14 protein-coding genes and 1 pseudogene are annotated in these 17,746 nt (G+C 63.7%); 8 read left to right on the top strand and 7 right to left on the bottom strand.

Annotated elements, in window-relative coordinates; all coding sequences use genetic code 11:
- Positions 1 to 235: 235 nt before the first annotated feature.
- The 3 genes from EN869_RS31430 to EN869_RS31420 form a co-directional block, all read right to left on the bottom strand.
- Positions 236 to 1,381, bottom strand: a complete 1,146-nt coding sequence (locus EN869_RS31430; RefSeq protein WP_245489568.1) for an efflux RND transporter periplasmic adaptor subunit — start codon at positions 1,379 to 1,381, stop codon at positions 236 to 238.
- Positions 1,382 to 1,452: 71 nt separating this feature from the next.
- On the bottom strand, positions 1,453 to 2,058 hold the full coding sequence (locus tag EN869_RS31425) for a TetR family transcriptional regulator (protein ID WP_127230469.1): 606 nt from the start codon (positions 2,056 to 2,058) through the stop codon (positions 1,453 to 1,455).
- Between the two features lie 429 nt (positions 2,059 to 2,487).
- Complete coding sequence (locus EN869_RS31420; RefSeq protein WP_127230468.1) at positions 2,488 to 4,128, bottom strand: acyl-CoA synthetase; 1,641 nt, start codon at positions 4,126 to 4,128, stop codon at positions 2,488 to 2,490.
- A 203-nt stretch (positions 4,129 to 4,331) separates the two neighbouring features.
- Here EN869_RS31420 and EN869_RS31415 point away from each other — a divergent pair, with 203 nt between their 5' ends.
- From EN869_RS31415 to EN869_RS31395, 5 genes and pseudogenes are all read left to right on the top strand, one after another.
- On the top strand, positions 4,332 to 5,297 hold the full coding sequence (locus EN869_RS31415) for a sugar-binding transcriptional regulator (RefSeq protein WP_127230467.1): 966 nt from the start codon (positions 4,332 to 4,334) through the stop codon (positions 5,295 to 5,297).
- A gap of 84 nt (positions 5,298 to 5,381) precedes the next feature.
- Complete coding sequence (locus EN869_RS31410) at positions 5,382 to 7,436, top strand: bifunctional aldolase/short-chain dehydrogenase (RefSeq protein ID WP_127230466.1); 2,055 nt, start codon at positions 5,382 to 5,384, stop codon at positions 7,434 to 7,436.
- A 102-nt stretch (positions 7,437 to 7,538) separates the two neighbouring features.
- Positions 7,539 to 7,796 carry a type II toxin-antitoxin system RelB/DinJ family antitoxin gene (locus tag EN869_RS31405; protein ID WP_127230465.1) on the top strand — a complete coding sequence of 86 codons (258 nt, stop codon included), beginning with the start codon at positions 7,539 to 7,541 and terminating at the stop codon, positions 7,794 to 7,796.
- Position 7,797: 1 nt separating this feature from the next.
- A pseudogene (locus EN869_RS31400) lies at positions 7,798 to 8,068 on the top strand (type II toxin-antitoxin system YafQ family toxin).
- A 192-nt stretch (positions 8,069 to 8,260) separates the two neighbouring features.
- Positions 8,261 to 9,331: a D-alanine--D-alanine ligase family protein gene (locus tag EN869_RS31395; RefSeq protein WP_127230509.1), complete on the top strand. Its 1,071-nt coding sequence runs from the start codon at positions 8,261 to 8,263 to the stop codon at positions 9,329 to 9,331.
- 12 nt (positions 9,332 to 9,343) lie between these two features.
- Here EN869_RS31395 and EN869_RS31390 read toward each other — a convergent pair whose 3' ends face one another.
- A complete protein-coding gene (locus EN869_RS31390) occupies positions 9,344 to 10,852 on the bottom strand; it encodes a winged helix-turn-helix domain-containing tetratricopeptide repeat protein (protein WP_127230464.1) in 1,509 nt (502 codons plus the stop codon).
- A gap of 133 nt (positions 10,853 to 10,985) precedes the next feature.
- Between EN869_RS31390 and EN869_RS31385 the strand changes: the two genes are divergently transcribed.
- Positions 10,986 to 11,222, top strand: coding sequence for a DUF1127 domain-containing protein (locus tag EN869_RS31385; protein WP_127230463.1), 237 nt, complete (start codon positions 10,986 to 10,988; stop codon positions 11,220 to 11,222).
- Positions 11,223 to 11,351: 129 nt separating this feature from the next.
- Here the strand turns inward: EN869_RS31385 and EN869_RS31380 are convergent, their stop codons facing one another.
- From EN869_RS31380 to EN869_RS31370, 3 genes are all read right to left on the bottom strand, one after another.
- Positions 11,352 to 12,404, bottom strand: coding sequence for a substrate-binding domain-containing protein (locus EN869_RS31380; protein WP_127230462.1), 1,053 nt, complete (start codon positions 12,402 to 12,404; stop codon positions 11,352 to 11,354).
- A gap of 40 nt (positions 12,405 to 12,444) precedes the next feature.
- Positions 12,445 to 13,437: an ABC transporter permease gene (locus EN869_RS31375; protein ID WP_127230461.1), complete on the bottom strand. Its 993-nt coding sequence runs from the start codon at positions 13,435 to 13,437 to the stop codon at positions 12,445 to 12,447.
- Positions 13,438 to 13,505: 68 nt separating this feature from the next.
- Positions 13,506 to 15,017 (bottom strand): sugar ABC transporter ATP-binding protein, encoded by a 1,512-nt coding sequence (locus tag EN869_RS31370; protein WP_127230460.1) that lies wholly within the window; start codon positions 15,015 to 15,017, stop codon positions 13,506 to 13,508.
- A gap of 138 nt (positions 15,018 to 15,155) precedes the next feature.
- On the opposite strand from EN869_RS31370, the gene mtnK reads away from it, so the two are divergent.
- Entirely contained in the window at positions 15,156 to 16,424 is a 1,269-nt protein-coding gene (gene mtnK / locus EN869_RS31365; RefSeq protein ID WP_127230459.1) for an S-methyl-5-thioribose kinase, read from the top strand.
- A complete protein-coding gene (gene mtnA / locus EN869_RS31360; RefSeq protein ID WP_127230458.1) occupies positions 16,421 to 17,515 on the top strand; it encodes an S-methyl-5-thioribose-1-phosphate isomerase in 1,095 nt (364 codons plus the stop codon). Before mtnK ends, mtnA begins: the two co-directional genes overlap by 4 nt.
- The last annotated feature ends 231 nt before the right edge of the window (positions 17,516 to 17,746 follow it).

The raw sequence follows: 17,746 nt of genomic DNA, 5'->3' as shown, positions 1-17,746 counted from the left end.
AGTCCAATTGGCCGGCAATGCACACCTGGCATTGCCTGTGAATTCTCGGTCGGGTTTCCGGGCGGCGAGACCCTCAAGCGGAGAGAGACTCGCAAATCGCGCTGGACGCGGCACTGCTGCGGGGGAAGCCAACATGCCGGCATCTCACGATCGGGCGTCCGCCGCCCGGAACCCATGCCCTCCCCGGCTCGCGGCTTGACACAGCGAGTGCGGGAAAGGCGTCTGTTGCGCCTGGTTAGTGCAGGCTACCGGTCGTCGCGACGTCATTCTCGGCCGAAGCGGATTGCTGGGCGTCGCCGGAAAGCTTGACCTTCAGATTCTCGGTCATGAACTGCGTGCCGGCCGCGACCACGACATCGCCCTGTTTCAGGCCGTCGGCCACGGCGACACCGTCGGTCGTGAAGTTGGCGACCTTGATCGGACGCGGATGGACCGTGTCGGACCCGCGATCGACCGTCCAGACGATCTGCTTGCCATCTTTCTCGGTCATCGCGGTCAGCGGGATCGACACAAGTTGCGTCTTGTTGCCGACGGTCGCCTGGACATTGGCGGTCATGCCGAGCAGCACGCGAGGATCGTTCGGCAGCGAAACCCTGACCGCAAAGGTGCGCGACTGCGGATCGGCGCTGCCGGCGACCTCGCGGACCTTGCCGTCAAGGGTCAAGCCTTCGTCCGACCAGAAACTCGCCTTGACCTCCTTGCCAGGCTTGAAGCCGGCGATATCCATTTCCGGCACGGCGATCGACACTTCCTTCTCGCCGTCGACCGCGACCGTCATCACCGGCGTGCCGGCGGCGACGACCTGACCGACATCGGCGGAAATCGCGGTGACGATGCCGTTCTTGCTGGCCTTGAGATCGGCGTATTGGACCTGGTTCTGTGCCTGGGCCAGCGCCGAACGGGCGGCATCGCGCGTCGCCACGGCCTGGTCGTAGGTCAGCCGCGCCTGGTCGAGCTGCGACTTCGGCGCGAAATTCTTGGCATAGAGCTGCTCGGCGCGCTTCCTGGCCAGGTCGACCGTCTCCACCTGGCGCTCGGCGGCATCGAGGCTGGCCGCGGCGCTCTTCACCGACAGCTCGTAGTCGGATGGGTCGACGCGGGCGAGCACGTCGCCCTCATTCACATGCTGGCCGATGTCGACCAGACGCTCGGTGACCTTGCCGGCGATACGGAAGCCGAGATTCATTTCGGTGCGGGCGCGCACCGAACCGGAATAGTCGAGCTGGCGTGTGGTCCGCGCCTCGCCGATCTCGACGACCTTCACCGGCCGGACGATTTCCTGGACGACCTCGGCCTTCTCCTGGCTGCAGCCAGCAAGGCCGAGCACTGCTGCTACGACGGCGACGGCTGGGAAGCCGGCGGCCGGCAGCTTGCGGAGGATGGAACTGGACAAAGACACCTTAGCACTCCCAAACTGGAGATGATTTGTCGACCGCACCCGGCGGACAGCTTCTATTTCAAGGCTCTGATGGCGTAGTCGATAAGTTCGTCGGGCATCGCCCGGTTGGTCTTGGCAAGGCACTGCGCCACCATCTGCGGATGGCAGAGAATGATCGTGGCGGCGCCGAAGCAGCGCGAGGCAGTTTCCGGATCCTGCTGCCTGAACTCGCCGGCCTCGATGCCCTCGCGGATCACCTCGGCGAACAGGTCGTGGATGCTGTTGACATGCTTGTCGATGACGCCCCAGTCGCGCTCCAGCGCGACGATGACCATCTCATGCACCTTCTCCTGGTCGAGCATGACCTCCAGCGTCATCTTGTACTGGGCATGGATGTAGCGCCGCAGCCGCTCCTCGGCGCTGATCGGCAGATGCATGATCTCGTAGGCCATCTTGTAGCTGGCGCCGAGCATGCGGCCGCAAACGGCCTGGTGGATTTCGACCTTGGAGGCAAAGAAGCGGTAGATGTTGGCCGGCGACATGCCGAGCTCGCGGGCAATGTCGGCAACGTTTGTCTTGCCGTAGCCGTAGTGACGGAACAGCCGCTCGGCGCAGTCGAGAATGCGGGTTACATTCTCCTGTCTGGCGGGGTCTGCCACGATGTTGGCGGCTTCTGACATAGCGCTTTCGTTTGATGAGTGACGAATTTCAATTTTCGTCAGTCGTAAAACGAAAGCGGCCTGGAGTCAACGCGGAATCGACGTACACGTATAATTGGTGACAGATGGTGACAGTTGCCGGTTCACCGAAGGTTACGCCGACGATTAGCCATTGACGCCAGTGACGTCGTCATCCACGGGCGAAGCAAGGAGCGAAGCGACGTGCGCAGACCCGAGGATCATTCCGTAACGGTCAGCCGAAGACGAAGGCGGATCAAGAAGTTACGCCGATATCAGCCTAACGGTCGCTGACGGCTATTCTCAACCGTTGGAAGATGGCCGCATGGTTACGGAATGGATCCTGGGGCTTCCGCGACGTCGCTTCGCGACTGCTCCAGGATAACGAAATCACGAGACGCCTCGCAAAACTTATCGAGGTCAGCCAGCGAACTACGCCCCCTTCGCCATCTCGCGCAGCCGGAATTTTTGGATCTTCCCCGTCGACGTCTTCGGGATTTCTGCGAACACCACCGCCTTCGGGACCTTGAAACGCGCCAGCAACCCCCGGCAATGCTCAATGATCTCGGCCTCCGTCGCTGTCTTGCCGGGCTTCAGCTCGACATAGGCGACGGGCACCTCGCCCCATTTGTCGTCGGCGCGCGCAACCACGCCGCAGGAGGCGACCGACGGGTGCTTGTAGAGCGCGTCCTCGACCTCGATGGACGAGATGTTCTCGCCGCCCGAGATGATGATGTCCTTGGAGCGGTCCTTGAGCTGGATATAGCCGTCCGGATGCATAACTCCGAGATCGCCGGAATGGAACCAGCCGCCGGCGAAGGCTTCGTCGGTGGCCTTGCGGTTCTTCAGATAGCCCTTCATGACGATGTTGCCGCGGAACATGACCTCGCCGATGGTCTCGCCGTCGGCCGGCGTCTCCACCATCGTCTGAGGGTCCATTACCGTAAGACCCTCGAGCGAAGCGTAGCGCACGCCCTGGCGCGCTTTCTTCGCCGTCCTCGGGCCTTTCTCCAATCCGTCCCACTCATTATGCCATTCGTTGACGACCGCCGGGCCGTAGGTCTCGGTCAGGCCGTAGAGATGCGTGACAGCGAAGCCGGCGTCGGCCATGCCGGCAAGCACCGCTTCCGGAGGAGGTGCCGCGGCGGTGTTGAAGGTGACCATCTGCGGGAACTGGCGCTTGTCCTCGTCCTTCGCGTTGATCAGCACCGACATGACGATCGGCGCGCCGCACAGATGCGTGACGCCATGGTCGGCGATGGCGTCATACATCGGCTTTGCCCGCACCCAGCGCAGGCAGACATGCGTGCCGGCCTGCACGGCAAGCGTCCAGGGGAAACACCAGCCATTGCAGTGGAACATCGGCAGCGTCCAGAGATAGACCGCATGCTTGGCCATGCCGGCATGGATGGTGTTGGTGTAGGCCATAAGTGCTGCGCCGCGATGATGGTAGACGACGCCCTTCGGATTGCCCGTGGTGCCCGAGGTGTAGTTGAGCGAGATGGCGTCCCACTCGTCATCCGGCATCGACCAGGCGAAGGCCTCGTCACCGCCGGCAAGAAGGTCCTCGTAGTCGAGTGTGCCGATGCGCTCGCCCTTCGGATAGGGCGCATCGGCGGCGTAGTCCGGGTCGTCATAGTCGATGACCAATGGCTTGGCCTTGGCCGATGCTAGCGCTTGCCTGACGACGCCCGAGAACTCGCGGTCGACGATCAGCACCTTCGAGTCGGCGTGGTCGAGCTGGAAGGCGATGACGGCGGCGTCGAGGCGGGTGTTGAGCGAGTGCAGCACCGCCTTCACCATCGGCACGCCGAAATGCGCTTCGAGCATCGGCGGCGTGTTGGACAGCATCACCGTGACCGTATCGCCCTTGCCGATGCCGCGCTTGGCAAGCGCGGCGGCAAGCTTCAGCGAGCGGCGCCAGAACTCGCGGTAACTGATGCGCTGGTTGCCATGGATGATGGCGACATGATCGGGATAGGTTTTTGCCGCACGCTCGAGATAGGTCAGCGGCGTCAGTGGCTGATGATTGGCGGCGTTCCTGTCGAGGTCCTGTTCGTAAGGATTGGCCATCCCGTTCTCCCCAAAGTTCTTTTCGAACTTTCTAGCCCTAGGCCTCTCGTCAAGCCATCCCCCTGAATGGCTGAAAATGCTATGCTGCGCCGGCTTGGTAGAACGGCGATCCAGGATACGCCTTGTCGGGAGGTGAGTTCCCTCCGCCCAACCAAATTTGACTTTTGTCGAGAGCCGTGACTAATGTCAGCCGAGGAGGCGGCATGGCGATCAGACCGGCAGAACAGCTCATCCACAAGGCCGCCTGGCTTTACTATGCCCATGGCCTGCGCCAGGACGAAGTGGCGAGCCAGCTCAACATTTCCCGCGCTTCGGTCGCCATGTATCTGCGCAAGGCGCGCGAAACCGGCATCGTCAACATCTCGACCTCGACGCAGCTTTTCACTGACGATGTCGTGGCGCGCAAGGTTGAAGACGCGTTCGGGCTCGACGCGGTCTGGATCGCGCCGGAAAACGCCTATCTCGCCGATCCCTCGACCGATATCGCGGTGCTAGCGGCGAGCGTCTTTCTCGAACTGGTGAAGAAGGGCGACCGCATCGGCGTCGCCTGGGGCCGTACCGTCTACACCATCGCCGACATCATGTCGTTCGCCGACCTGCAGGACGTCACCGTGGTGCAGCTCTGCGGCAATCTCGGCGCGCCTTATTCCTATCGGCCAGACCAGTGCACCATGGAGATCGCGCGGCGCTTGAATGCCAAAGGCCTAAACTTCTACGCGCCGCTGGTGCTGTCGACGGAAGAGTTGGCGGAGAGCCTGCGCGCCGAGCCGGTGATCCGCGACCAGCTTGCCGGCATTGCCGACTGCGACCTCGCGCTCTATTCCGTCGGCGCCGTCGATGCCGACAGCCATCTGGTCAAATGCGGCGCGCTGACGCCGGCCGAGATGGATGGGCTGCGGAGCCAGGGCGCTGCCGGCGTCATCGCCGGACAGATCATCGACGCCAGGGGCGAGATGCTCGACTGCAGCTACAACCGGCGCGTCATTTCCGCCGAGCTCGCTTCCCTGCGCGCCATCGAGAAGCGACTGATGGTGGTGCAGGAGGATACGAAATTCGAGCCGCTACTTTCGGCCATCGCCGGCGGGCTCTGCACGCATCTGGTGATCGGCGCGCATATGGCCGGGCGCCTGCTCCAGTATGCCGAGGCGGCAAGCAAAAAGGCCTCGTAGAAAAACCACCCTTGCCGCTTCTGTCATCAAGACGTCGCGGCTTTCTGTTCATGAACAAAAAAGACGGAATTGGACTGCAACGACATGAAGAACCTTTGGAATGACGCCGAGGCGGAAAAGATGGTTGCCGACTATGCCAGGAAGGGCGTCGGCCGCGATCTTGCGTTGCGCGTCTACACGACCCGCCTGCTCGGCGGCGAGCCGCGGCTGGTGCTGCATGGCGGCGGCAACACCTCGTGCAAGACCAAAGCCACCGATCTGGTCGGCGATGAATGGGACGTGCTCTGCGTCAAGGGCAGCGGCTGGGACATGGCCGTCATCGAGCCGCAGGGCCTGCCGGCGGTGAAGATGGGCCCGCTGCTCAAGGCGCGCACGCTTACCAACCTCTCCGACGAGGACATGGTGGCGCTGCAGCGCTCCAACCTGATCGACCCTGCCTCCCCCAACCCGTCGGTCGAAACGCTGCTGCACGCCTTTCTGCCGCACAAATTCGTCGACCATACGCATTCGACAGCGATCCTCGCCATCGTCGACCAGGAAGACAGCAAGCCGCTGATCAAGACCGTGTTCGGCGACAAGATGGGTTACGTGCCTTATATCAAGCCGGGTTTCGACCTCGCCAAGGTCGCGGCGGAGGTCTTCGACGCCGACCGACAAGTCGAAGGCCTGATCCTCGACAAGCACGGCATCTTCACCTTCGGAGACGACGCGAAGCAAGCCTATGACCGGATGATCCACTATGTGACTGTGGCCGAGGATTATGTCGCGAAGAACGGCAAGCCGCAGGCGGCCAAGGCGGCGCTGCCGGCGAAGCTCGCCAAGTCAAGCGACATCGCGCCGACATTGCGCGGCGCCGTGGCCGTGGCGCGCGGCGAAGGCCGCTTCGACCGCATGATCAGCGACTTCCGCACCTCCGACGCGATCGTCGATTTCATCAATTCGGCCAAGATTGCCGAGTTGGCCGGCCGCGGCGTCTCGACGCCCGACCTGTCGATCCGCATCAAGACGGGACCGATGGCGTTGCCGGCGCCCGACGCCGACAAGCTCGGCGATTACAAGGCCGTGGTGCGCAGCCATGTCGAGGCGTTCGTCAAGGACTACACCGCCTATTTCGAGAGCAATGACGCGCTGGACGACGTCAAGCGCACCATGCTCGACCCGATGCCGCGGCTGACGCTGGTGCCGGGTCTGGGCATGTTCGGCCATGGCCGCACGCTGAAGGATGCGAAGATCGCGTCGGATGTCGGCGAGATGTGGATCGAGGCGGTGCGCGGCGCCGAGGCCGTCGGCAATTTCCATCCGCTTTCCAAGGCCGACCTTTTCCCGCTCGAATACTGGTCGCTGGAGCAGGCCAAGCTTGCCTCGAACAAGCCGAAGCCGCTGACCGGCCAGGTGGTGCTGATCACCGGCGGCGCCGGCGCCATCGGTGCCGCGACGGCGAAACTGTTCGCGGCCAATGGCGCGCATGCGGTGATCGTCGACCTCGATCCGGCCAAGGCCGCCGACGCGGCCAAGGCTGCCGGCAACAACTCGATCGGCGTCGGCGCCGACATCACCAAGCCTGCCGAGACGCGCGCCGCCTTCGACAAGGCGGTCGCCGTCTATGGCGGCGTCGATATCCTGGTCTCGAATGCGGGAGCGGCCTGGGAAGGCCGCATCGGCGAGCTCGACGACGCAACTTTGCGCAAGAGCTTCGAGCTCAATTTCTTCGCCCACCAGTCGGCGGCGCAGAATGCGGTGCGCATCATGCTGGAACAGGGCACCGGCGGTGTGCTTTTGTTCAACACCTCCAAGCAGGCGATCAATCCCGGGCCGAAATTCGGCGCCTACGGGATTCCGAAGGCAGCGACGCTGTTCCTGTCCAGGCAATACGCCCTGGACTACGGCGCCCATGGCATCCGGTCCAACGCGGTCAACGCCGACCGCATTCGCTCCGGGCTTCTCAGCGACGCCATGATCGCCAGCCGTTCCGGCGCGCGCGGCGTCTCGGAGAAGGAATACATGTCCGGCAACCTGCTCGGGCAGGAAGTGACGGCCGACGACGTGGCGCAAGCCTTCCTGCACCAGGCGCTGGCCGAACGCACGACCGCCGACGTGACGACGGTGGACGGCGGCAACATCGCGGCGGCGTTGCGGTGATGTTTGTCCTGTAAAGGTGATGTTTGTCCTGTAAAAATGACAGGGTATCTGCTTGCAGGAATGCTCCTCTGTAGCTACATTGTGGCTTCAGAGGAGTCACATATGGCATCAGATACGGTAGTTCGTGCTCGCATCGATGCCGCAACGAAGGATCAGGCTACGGAAGCCTTGGCGGCCATGGGGTTGTCGGTTTCCGACGCCATTCGCCTACTGTTGGTCCGTGTCGCCGCGGACAAGGAATTTCCCTTTCCGGTGAAAGTGCCGAACGCAACCACACGAAAGGCCATGGCCGGATTGGAGAAGGGCAAGGGCAAGCGGTTCGCTTCGGCCGACGAGTTGTTCAAGGATCTTGACATCTGACATGTTGATCCCCGTTCGCTCCGGGCAATTCCGCCGGGATGTGAAGCGTATGGAGAAGCTTGCAAGGATCTCGGCAAGTTGCGTCAGATATTAGGTCTCCTGATCGGCGAACATGAACTGCCGCCGATCTACAAGGACCATCCGCTGAAAGGCGACTGGAAGGCTATCGCGACGCTCACATCGAACCGGATTGGCTTTTGATCTATCGCGTCGCGAATGGCGAACTGCAGCTTGCACGAACCGGTTCTCATTCCGATCTCGTCAACGAGTAGCTCATCGTTTCACGAAACGACGAACCGCTCGATCTCCTCGCGTTGACTCCTCTCAGGACGGAGCGCCTTTCGCAGCTTCTGCTGAAAAACTGCTGCAACCGGTCAAAGTCCCACTCCAATCCTCCGCTTACTACGGTTGAAGGGGATCCCTGGTGTTTCGCATGCGAGCTCCAACCCTGATCATTGGTGGAGTTGTCGATGGCGGCGAAAAGACTTCGTATCGGTGTGCTCTTCGGCGGGCGCTCCGCCGAGCATGAGGTATCGCTGCTATCAGCGGCCAATGTCATGGCCGCGCTGGATCCCGCGAAATACGATGCCGTTCCGATCTTCGTCACGCGCGAAGGACTGTGGCTGCTGAGTCAATTCGAGAAAGGCGCGCTGGCGACGCCGTCGGCCGGCACGCAGCTCTGCCTTGTGCCGGGCGGGCATGGACGGATGCTGGCGATCCCCGCCAGCGGTGCACCCCACGACCTGCCCGCCGTCGATATCCTGTTTCCGGTGCTGCATGGGCTGCATGGCGAGGACGGCGCGGTGCAGGGGTTGGCCGAAGTGGCGCGCGTGCCGCTCGCCGGTTGCGGCATACTGGGCTCGGCCACGGCCCTCGATAAGGACATCGCCAAGCGCCTGCTGAAGGCGGCAGGCCTGCCCGTCGCACGCTCGGTGACCATCGACGAGGGCGCGGCGCCTTCGCTTGCCGAACTGGAAGACCGGCTCGGCCTGCCGCTGTTCATCAAGCCGGCGCGGCAGGGCTCGTCGGTCGGCGTCGCGAAGGTCAATGCCAGCCAGGAATTCGACCGCGCGCTGTCAGAAGCCTTCCAGCACGACCGCAAGCTGCTGGCGGAGGAATTCGTTCGTGGCCGCGAGATCGAATTCAGCGTGCTGGAGAGCCCCGCGGGCGAACTTTTCGTCTCGCGTCCAGGCGAGATCGTGCCCGCGGAGAGCCACGGCTTCTACAACTACAACGCCAAATATATCGACGAGAATGGCGCTGCGCTCATAGTGCCGGCGGAATTGCCGCCGCAAGTCGAAGAAGCCATGCGGGGCGCAGCCGCGAAGGCGTTCAGAGCGCTCGGCTGCGACGGCATGGCCCGCGTCGACTTCTTCCTGATGCCGGACATGAATTTCCTGATCAACGAGCTCAACACCATTCCCGGCTTCACCAACATCAGCATGTACGCCAAGGCGATGGCGGCAAGCGGCGTCAGCTATCCGGAGGTTATCGATCGGCTGGTAGCGCATGGGCTGGCGCGCGCCGGGCGGTGAGGTTACGCCAAATCACTCCGGCAGGCCGGCCTTGCGGAAGCCGTCGACAAAATGCTCAAGCATGGCCTCGTCGCGGAACGGCTCTGTGTCGGCCCAGCGCTGGGTGGAGAAGTGCGGGTTGCCGACGAGGAACAGCGCGACCTCGGTGCGCGCCTCGTCGAGGCGGCCGAGCTGCGCCAGGCTTGCCGCGAGGAAGCGGCGTGAGCTGGTGCGGTAGGTCTCGTCGCGGCGCAGCGTCTCGACGGCCGCTTCGTAGTCACGAGCCGCATACTGCGCTTGGCCGAGCGTCAGATAATACCAGCTCGGCGGAAAGGGATTGAGCCGGAACGCCTTGCGGATGTGCTCCAGGCCCTCGTCCAACCGCCCGGCCAGCACCTCGATGTCAGACAATGTCGCCCAGATATCGGCTTCGTTCGGATCGAGCTCGATGGCCTTGGCGAATTCCGCGTCCGACCGGTCGAAATCGCGTTCATAGGCAAGCAAATTGGCAAGCACCCAGCGGCAGCCGGCGTCGTTGGGGTCGATCGCCACAGCCTTGCGCGCCAGCTCCAGGGAGATGCTGCGGGCAGGCTCGAACGGCTCGCCCCAATGCACCCAGCTCATCCAGTGGTTCATTGCAAGCCAGCGATAGGCCTCGGCATAGTCCGGATCGAGCGAGATCGCGCGCGTCAGCATCAGATGCGCTTCGCGCGCCATCTGTGGGGACTCGTCAAACGATCTGCGAGCCCGCACGACGAGATCATAGGCTTCCAGATTCCTGGGCCGGTTGCGGGCCGGCGGCGCGCGCAGGCGGCCGAGCAGCGCTTCGACGATCCTGGCCGTGACCGCGTCCTGGACGGCGAAGATGTCTTCCAGGCCGCGATCGAAGCGTTCCGCCCAAAGATGCTCGCCGGTTACAGCGTCGACCAGCTGCGCGTTGATGCGCACGCGCCCGGCGGCGCGCCGGGCGCTGCCTTCCAGAAGATAGCGCACGCCAAGGTCCTTGGCGATCATGCGCACATCCATCGCCTTGCCCTTGTAGGCAAAAACCGAGTTGCGAGCGATAACGAACAGCCCCCCTATCCTGGAGAGGTCGGTGATCAGGTCCTCGGTCAGGCCGTCCGCGAAGGACTCCTGCTCGGGATCGCCGCCGAAGGCCACGAAGGGCAGCACGGCGATCGAGGGTTTGTCCGGCAGCGGCAGCGGCTTTTGCTGCGCGCCGTCGAGTTTTTCGATGGCGCCGGCGAAGCGGTAGCCGACGCGCGGCACCGTGGCGATCCACTCGCCGCCACCGGTCGCCGGACCGAGCAGCTTCCTGAGCTGTGCGATCTGGACAGTGAGATTGCCTTCCTCCACGGCGGCGCCCGGCCAGGCCGCATCCATCAGTTCGGCCTTGGCAAGGATTTCGCCGGGACGCGCGACTAGCGCTTCCAGCAGCTTCAGTCCGCGATGGCCGGCGGCAACGGGAACATCGCCCCGAAGCAGCGTTCCCGCGCCAGGATCAAACACGAAGGGTCCAAAAGCAAAGCGCGATCCTTGCATGCCGCGATCTATAGCCGATTTGGAAGTTTTGAGAACTATTTGGGAGGGCTTAATTACGCCGCCGCTGGCATCCGGCAGAATTCAATCTCATTCCAGACCACGGCCTCGAGCCCCATACTGCATGGAGGTTGCCATGAACGATACCCTTTTGCCCGCCTCATGCTTGACCGCGCAGTCGGCGACCCGCGGGGGTCGCCGTTTCAGCCTGACCGCCTGGCGGAGCAGGATCGCGGCTGAGCGAGAGCTCTCCCGCTTTCGCCTCGATCTCAAGCGGATGGCAAGAGACAACCCGCACCTGATCGACGATATCGGCCTTACCAACCGTCAGGTCGAGGAAGAGATCGCCAAGCTGCCCTTCTGGCAGCGCTAGGTCTTTGTTTCCGGACCGAGAGCCGCTACGCACTCTTCCTGGAATTGCACAAAGGTAGCCTGGAAGGCGTCTTGGAATTGGAAAGAGCGGCGCTTGGGCCGCTCTTTCTATTTTGCGTTGGTCCAAACCTTACTTGGCGTTGGGGTTCGGCATCCAGGCGGGCATCGCGACATTGGCATGGGCGAACTGCGGCAGCTTGGCCGACAGGTCTTCCATGTTCTTGATGTCCTTATCGATCAGCTCCTTCTGGGTGATCAGCGTCGGCGGCACGATCACGTTGTGGCCGGGATCCTCGCCGGCAAGCAATTGCGCCAGGGCGCGCACCGAGACCTGGCCGACGACGGCCGGGTTGGTGGCGGCGGTCGCGGCCCAGGCGCTGTCCGGCTCGCGCATCGCCGAGATGTCCGAGGTCGAGATGTCGGCCGAATAGATCTTGATGCCCTTGTTCAGGCCGGCCTCGTCGACGGCGATCTTCACGCCCTTGGCGAACTCGTCATAGGGCGCGAACATCACCTTTATGTCGGGATGCGCCTGCAGCACCGAACGCGCCTGGTTGGCGACGGAGTTGGCGATCGGGTTGTCGAGCGTGCCGAACTGGGCGACCTCGCTGATGCCGGAATATTTCTTCTTGACGTCGACCCAGGTTTCGTTGCGGCGATCGAGCGGGGCGATGCCGGCGACATAGACATAGCCGGCCTTCCAGCTTTCGCCATTGTCCTTGACCGCCTGCTCGAGCGCCAGCTTGGCGAGATCCTTGTCCGACTGCTCGATCTGCGGGATCTTCGGGTTCTCGACATTGACGTCGAAGGCGACGACCTTGATGCCGGCGTCGACCGCACGCTGGGCGGCGTCCTTCATCGATTCCGTCAGGCCGTGCTGGATGATGATGCCCTGCACGCCGAGCGCGATGGCCTGGTCGACCATGTCGGCCTGGAGCGCGGCGTCCTGGCGGCTGTCGAGCACGCGCAGGTCGACGCCGAGCGCCTTGGCCTGCGCCTCGACGCCGGACAGATAGGCCTGGAAGAAGTCACCGGTCGACAGATAGCGCACCAGCGCGATCTTGACGCCAGGCTTGTCGAACGGCGCCGGCTTGTCCGCCGCCAATGCCGTGCCCTGCATCAGCAGCGCCGCGCCGGCGAGGCCGAGTGCCGCCTTCCCCAAAAGTCTTCTTGTGATGCTCACTTTGTTTTCCTCCGTTCTGTCTCAAATACCCCGGTCGAAACTATCTCTTGCCCCTGCCGGAAAGGGCGAAGGTGAAGACAAGGGCGACGACAAGCACCGCGCCCTTGACGAAATCCTGCGTGTAGTAAGGGGCGTTCATCATCGTCAGGCCTTGCAGCAGGACGCCGACGAACACCGCGCCGACGGCCGTGCCGAAGGCGTTGGGCTTGGCCGCGCCGAGCACCGCGTAGCCGATGAGCGCCGCCGCTACAGCATCGAGAAGCAGATTATTACCCGAGGCGATGTCGCCACGTCCAAGCCGGGCGGCGAGCAAAATCCCGCCGATCGAGGCAAAAACTCCCGAAATTACATACGCCCAGATTTTGTATGCCTTGACAGGCGCGCCGGCGAGTTCAGCCGCCCTCTCATTGCTGCCCACGGCATACATCATGCGGCCGAAGCGGGTGTATTCGAGGAAGAACCAGATCAGCACCGCGAGCACCACCAGCACCACCACCGAGACCGGGATCAGGCTCGGGATGAAGAAGTCGATGCGGTGGCGACCGAGCGCCAGGAACGCCTCGGAGAACTTGCCGTTGGCGACCGAGCCGTCGGGCATGGTCATGCCGGTGGCGATCGAGCGGCCTTCGGTCGGAATGCGCTGCAGGCCGAGCAGCAGGAACATCATGCCAAGCGTCGCCAGCAGATCGGGCACGCGCATATAGACGATCAGCCAGCCATTGATCAGGCCGACGATGACGCCGATGACCAGGCAGGCGATGACGGCAACGATGGCGTTCTGCTCCAACACCACCATGGCGTAGGAGGCCGCCATCATGGCGCTGGTGGCGACCGAACCGATCGAGAGATCGAAGCCGCCGACGACCAGCGTCGCGGTGACGCCGAGCGCCAGCACGCCGGTGATGGCCACCGACTGGAAGATAAAGACCGCGCTTTGCGGCGAAACGAAACCGTCGGCCGCGCTTGCGAAATAGGCGATCAGCCCGACCAGCAGGACGATGAAGCCGTAGCGGATGGCGTAGTCGCGCATCATTCAGCGCCCCGACGCGCGGCATTCGAACTCAAACGCATTCCCAGTCCACCCCTGCAATTTGTCGACCCTCATGCCGCGCTGTGAAGCGGGCCACCGGCCACTTCCGCCAGCAGCCGGTCGAGGTCGATATCGGCGTTGCGGTGCTCGCCGACGATCGTGTGTTCCGACATCACCAGGATGCGGTCCGCGGTCTCCAGCGCCTCATCGATCTCGGTGACGAAGATCAGCGTGGCGCGGCCGTCGGCGCTTGCCCTCAGCTTGGCAGCGATGTCGCGGCGGGCCGAAATGTCGACGCCCTGGAACGGCTCGTCGAGGATGAACAGGCGCGAGGCCTGCGACATCCAGCGCGCCACCATCACCTTCTGCTGGTTGCCGCCGGAAAGCGCCGACAACTCATCCTTCTCGGAGCGGCAGACGATGCCGAGCTCGTCGATCTGGCGGCGCGCAATGGCGCGCTCGGCGCGCTTCTTCATGACGCCGAAGCCCGACATGCGCTTGAGGAACGGCAGGCTGATGTTGCGTTCGATGTTGAAACCACCGACGATGCCGCTTGCGGCGCGATCCTTGGCGACGAGGAACACGCCGGCGGCGATCGCCTCACGCGCCGAGCCCGGCGCATAGGGCTTGCCGTCCATATGCATGGTGCCGGCGAGCGGCCGACGCACGCCGAACAGCGTTTCGGCCAAGGCCGTCTTGCCGACGCCGACCAAGCCGGTGATGGCCACCACCTCGCCGGTGCCGAGCGTCATCGAAATCGGTTTTGCGCCATGCGCGATCCGCAAGCTTTCTGCCGTGAAGACGGCGCGGGCCGAGCTTCTGGCGACAACCCGGTCGAGGTGGATCTTGCGGCCGAGCATGGCGTTGACGGCGCCCTCGTAATCCAGCGGTTTTTGATCGAAGGCGCCGGAGATGACGCCGTCGCGCATCGATACGATGCGGTCGGCAAGCCGCCTGATGTCGGACATGCGGTGCGAGATATAGAGGATGGCGACGCCATGACCGCGCAGCCGGTCGATCAGTGAAAACAGCCGGTCGGCCTCGGTGCTCGACAGCGACGAGGTCGGCTCGTCGAGGATCAGCACTTTGGGCTCATGCGCCATGGCGCGGGCGATGGCGACCATCTGCCGGTCGGCCAATGATAGATCGCTGACGCGCGCCCTGAGGTCGATGGTAAGCCCCATGCGGTCGGCGACAGCCTTGGCTTCGGCGCGGACATTGGCTGGCCTGAACAGCATCGATGCGCCCTTGCCGCTCAACCGGTCGAGCGTCAGATTGGTGGCGACGTCGAGATCGGCGACCACGCCATCATTGATGTTCTGATGCACAGTGACGACGCCGGCGCGGATGGCCTCGGCGGGGGTCTGCGGGTCGAACGCCTTGCCGGCGAGCTGCATGGAGCCGGCACCGCGCGCATAGACGCCGCTGACGATCTTGACCAGGGTGGATTTGCCGGCGCCATTGGCGCCCATCAGCACCGTCACCTCGCCCGAATGCAGTTCGAGCGAGATGCCGCCAAGCACCTCGTTCTGGCCGAAGGATTTCCTCAGGCCCTCCACACGGAACACGGCATCTGGGCCCATTCCTTCCTCCCTGGTCCGTGACGCTATGGGCTCTCTCGGCAATTGTCAACACGATTGACATTTGCCAGCGCGCTTCCTAGCTTGGCCCCGCCGCCGTGGCTCCGCTATCGTTGGAAACCACGCGCAGGAGGGGAGAACATGACCGGAAAGTTCGAAGCATTGTCGGTGGAGACGCTCCCGAAGCGGCTTGGCGAGACCGTGGCGCTGACCGAGCGCATCGGCAAGGACATCAGCCGCTGGAAAGTACGCGAGGTCGGCGACGGCAATCTCAACCTCGTCTTCATCGTCGAGGGCGACCAGGGCGCCGCGGTCGTGAAACAGGCGCTGCCCTATGTGCGGCTGGTCGGCGACAGCTGGCCGCTGCCCTTGAAGCGCTCGTTCTTCGAATATCATGCGCTAACCAGGCAGGAGCGCCGCGCGCCCGGCTCGGTGCCGGCGATCTACCATTTCGACGAGACCCAGGCGCTGATCGTCATGGAATATCTGGCGCCGCCGCACATCATTCTCAGGCGCGCGCTGATCGACGGCCGCGAATTGCCGAACATCGCGCGCGACATCGGCCTGTTCATGGCCCGCACGCTGTTCCGTGGCTCTGACCTGTCGATGGTGGCAAGAGAGCGGAAGGCCGACCTGGCGCTGTTCGCGGACAATGTCGAGCTTTGCGACATCACCGAGAACCTGGTGTTTTCCGACCCCTATTTCGATGCCAAGATGAACCGGCACACCAGCCCGCAGCTCGACGGCCTGGTCGCCGAACTACGCGCCGATCGCGACCTCAAGGTCGAGGCGCAGCGGCTGAAACATCTCTTTGCCGCCAATGCCGAGACCATGCTGCATGGCGACCTGCATTCGGGCTCGATCATGGTCACCGACACAGAGACGCGGATGATCGATCCGGAGTTCGCCTTCTATGGCCCGATCGCCTTCGATGTCGGCATGCTGCTCGCCAATTTCTGGATGGCCTTCTTTTCGCAGCGCGGCCATGAGGAAAACGGCAGCCGCGACTCGATACGCGCCTACTTGCTCGGCGTCACAGCCGAGACCTGGGCGACCTTCCGCGCCGAGTTTTCGCATCTGTGGCGCACCGAGCGCACCGGCATGCTCTACCAGAAGAGCCTGTTCGAGGATCAAGGCGACCTGCTCGGCTCCGAACAGGCGCTCGACCACATGCTGCACTCCATCTGGACCGACCTGCTCGGCTTTGCCGGCATCGAGGTGCACCGGCGCATCCTGGGCCTCGCCCACAATGCCGATTTCGAAACCATTGCCGATCAAGACCTGCGCGCCACATGTGAGGCCAAGGCTTTGCGCTTCGGCCGCCACATCGCCGTCAACCGGCGCCAGATCCACAGCATCGACGAGGTCAACAAACTGGCCGCGCTGATCGAACAGGAGAAGAGCCTTTGAACGTCGGCGAACGCCACTACCGCACCATCTGGCTCAGCGACGACAAGCGGTCGGTCGAGATCATCGACCAGCGCTGGCTGCCGCATGAGTTCCGTATCGAGACGATCGGAACCGTCGCCGGCATCGCCACCGCGATCCGCGACATGTGGGTGCGCGGCGCGCCGCTGATCGGCGTCACCGCGGCCTATGGCGTCGCCATTCAGATGATGGACGATCCGTCGGACGAAGCGCTCGACGCAGTATGGGAGACGTTGCACAAGACGCGGCCGACGGCGATCAATCTGCGCTGGGCACTGGACGAGATGCGGCGCTTCCTGAAGCCGCTCGCGCCGGCAGGGCGCGCCGAGGCCGCTTACCGGCGCGCCGCCGAGATCGCCGACGAGGATGTCGGACTGAACCGCGCCATCGGCGAGAACGGGCTCGCCATCATCAAGGAGATAGCGGCGCGCAAGAAGCCCGGCGAGACCGTCAACATCCTCACCCATTGCAATGCCGGCTGGCTGGCGACGGTGGACTACGGCACCGCCACCGCGCCGATCTATCTGGCGACCGAGGCCGGCATTCCCGTCCATGTCTATGTCGACGAGACCAGGCCGCGCAACCAGGGCGCCCAGCTGACCGCCTGGGAGATGGCCGGGCACGGCGTGCCGCATACACTGATCGTCGACAATGCCGGCGGCCATCTGATGCAGCACGGCGACATCGACGTGGTGATCGTCGGCACCGACCGGACGACCGCCAATGGCGATGTCTGCAACAAGATCGGCACTTATCTGAAAGCGCTCGCCGCCGCCGACAACGAGGTGCCCTTCTACGTCGCGCTCCCCTCGCCCACCATCGACTGGACGGTGGCCGACGGGCTGGCGGAAATCCCCATCGAGGAGCGCTCGGGCGATGAGGTGTCACTGGTCTGGGGCAAGACGGCGGATGGAAAGGTCGCGCAGGTGCGTGTGTCGCCCGACGCGACGCCGGCGGCCAACCCCGCCTTTGACGTGACGCCGGCAAGGTTGGTGACGGGGCTGATCACCGAGCGCGGCGTGGCAAAGGCGTCGCGTGAGGGGCTGAAGGCGATGTTTCCGGAGCGCGGGTGATCTCTCCCCTTGAGGGGGCCTGTTGCACAGTCATCGCGACCTAGCGCGCGGAGCGGTTTGGCCGTGAGGTCTCGCTCTGTTTTGGCTCTTGGGGTGGAGTTTGGGGGTGGCGATGCGGCCTTAGGCCGGATGCTGGACGCACCTATGGCGTGATGGCGGCCCATCGGCGCATGTTGAAGGCGATCGCTGCCATCGTCACTTGGGCTGCGGCCTTGGCCAGTCCGACATAGC

The organism is Mesorhizobium sp. M2D.F.Ca.ET.226.01.1.1, from assembly GCF_004022705.2.
Lineage (GTDB): Bacteria > Pseudomonadota > Alphaproteobacteria > Rhizobiales > Rhizobiaceae > Mesorhizobium.
This window is presented reverse-complemented; position numbering and strand designations above follow the sequence as displayed.

What these genes read in the sequence shown, in the direction of transcription:
- EN869_RS31420 (WP_127230468.1), bottom strand. Translation starts at nt 4,128, where the DNA reads ATGGCCAATCCTTACGAACAGGACCTCGACAGGAACGCCGCCAATCAT.
- EN869_RS31405 (WP_127230465.1), top strand. Translation starts at nt 7,539, where the DNA reads ATGGCATCAGATACGGTAGTTCGTGCTCGCATCGATGCCGCAACGAAG.
- EN869_RS31390 (WP_127230464.1), bottom strand. Translation starts at nt 10,852, where the DNA reads ATGCAAGGATCGCGCTTTGCTTTTGGACCCTTCGTGTTTGATCCTGGC.
- EN869_RS31415 (WP_127230467.1), top strand. Translation starts at nt 4,332, where the DNA reads ATGGCGATCAGACCGGCAGAACAGCTCATCCACAAGGCCGCCTGGCTT.
- EN869_RS31410 (WP_127230466.1), top strand. Translation starts at nt 5,382, where the DNA reads ATGAAGAACCTTTGGAATGACGCCGAGGCGGAAAAGATGGTTGCCGAC.
- EN869_RS31375 (WP_127230461.1), bottom strand. Translation starts at nt 13,437, where the DNA reads ATGATGCGCGACTACGCCATCCGCTACGGCTTCATCGTCCTGCTGGTC.
- EN869_RS31385 (WP_127230463.1), top strand. Translation starts at nt 10,986, where the DNA reads ATGAACGATACCCTTTTGCCCGCCTCATGCTTGACCGCGCAGTCGGCG.
- mtnK (WP_127230459.1), top strand. Translation starts at nt 15,156, where the DNA reads ATGACCGGAAAGTTCGAAGCATTGTCGGTGGAGACGCTCCCGAAGCGG.
- EN869_RS31425 (WP_127230469.1), bottom strand. Translation starts at nt 2,058, where the DNA reads ATGTCAGAAGCCGCCAACATCGTGGCAGACCCCGCCAGACAGGAGAAT.
- EN869_RS31370 (WP_127230460.1), bottom strand. Translation starts at nt 15,017, where the DNA reads ATGGGCCCAGATGCCGTGTTCCGTGTGGAGGGCCTGAGGAAATCCTTC.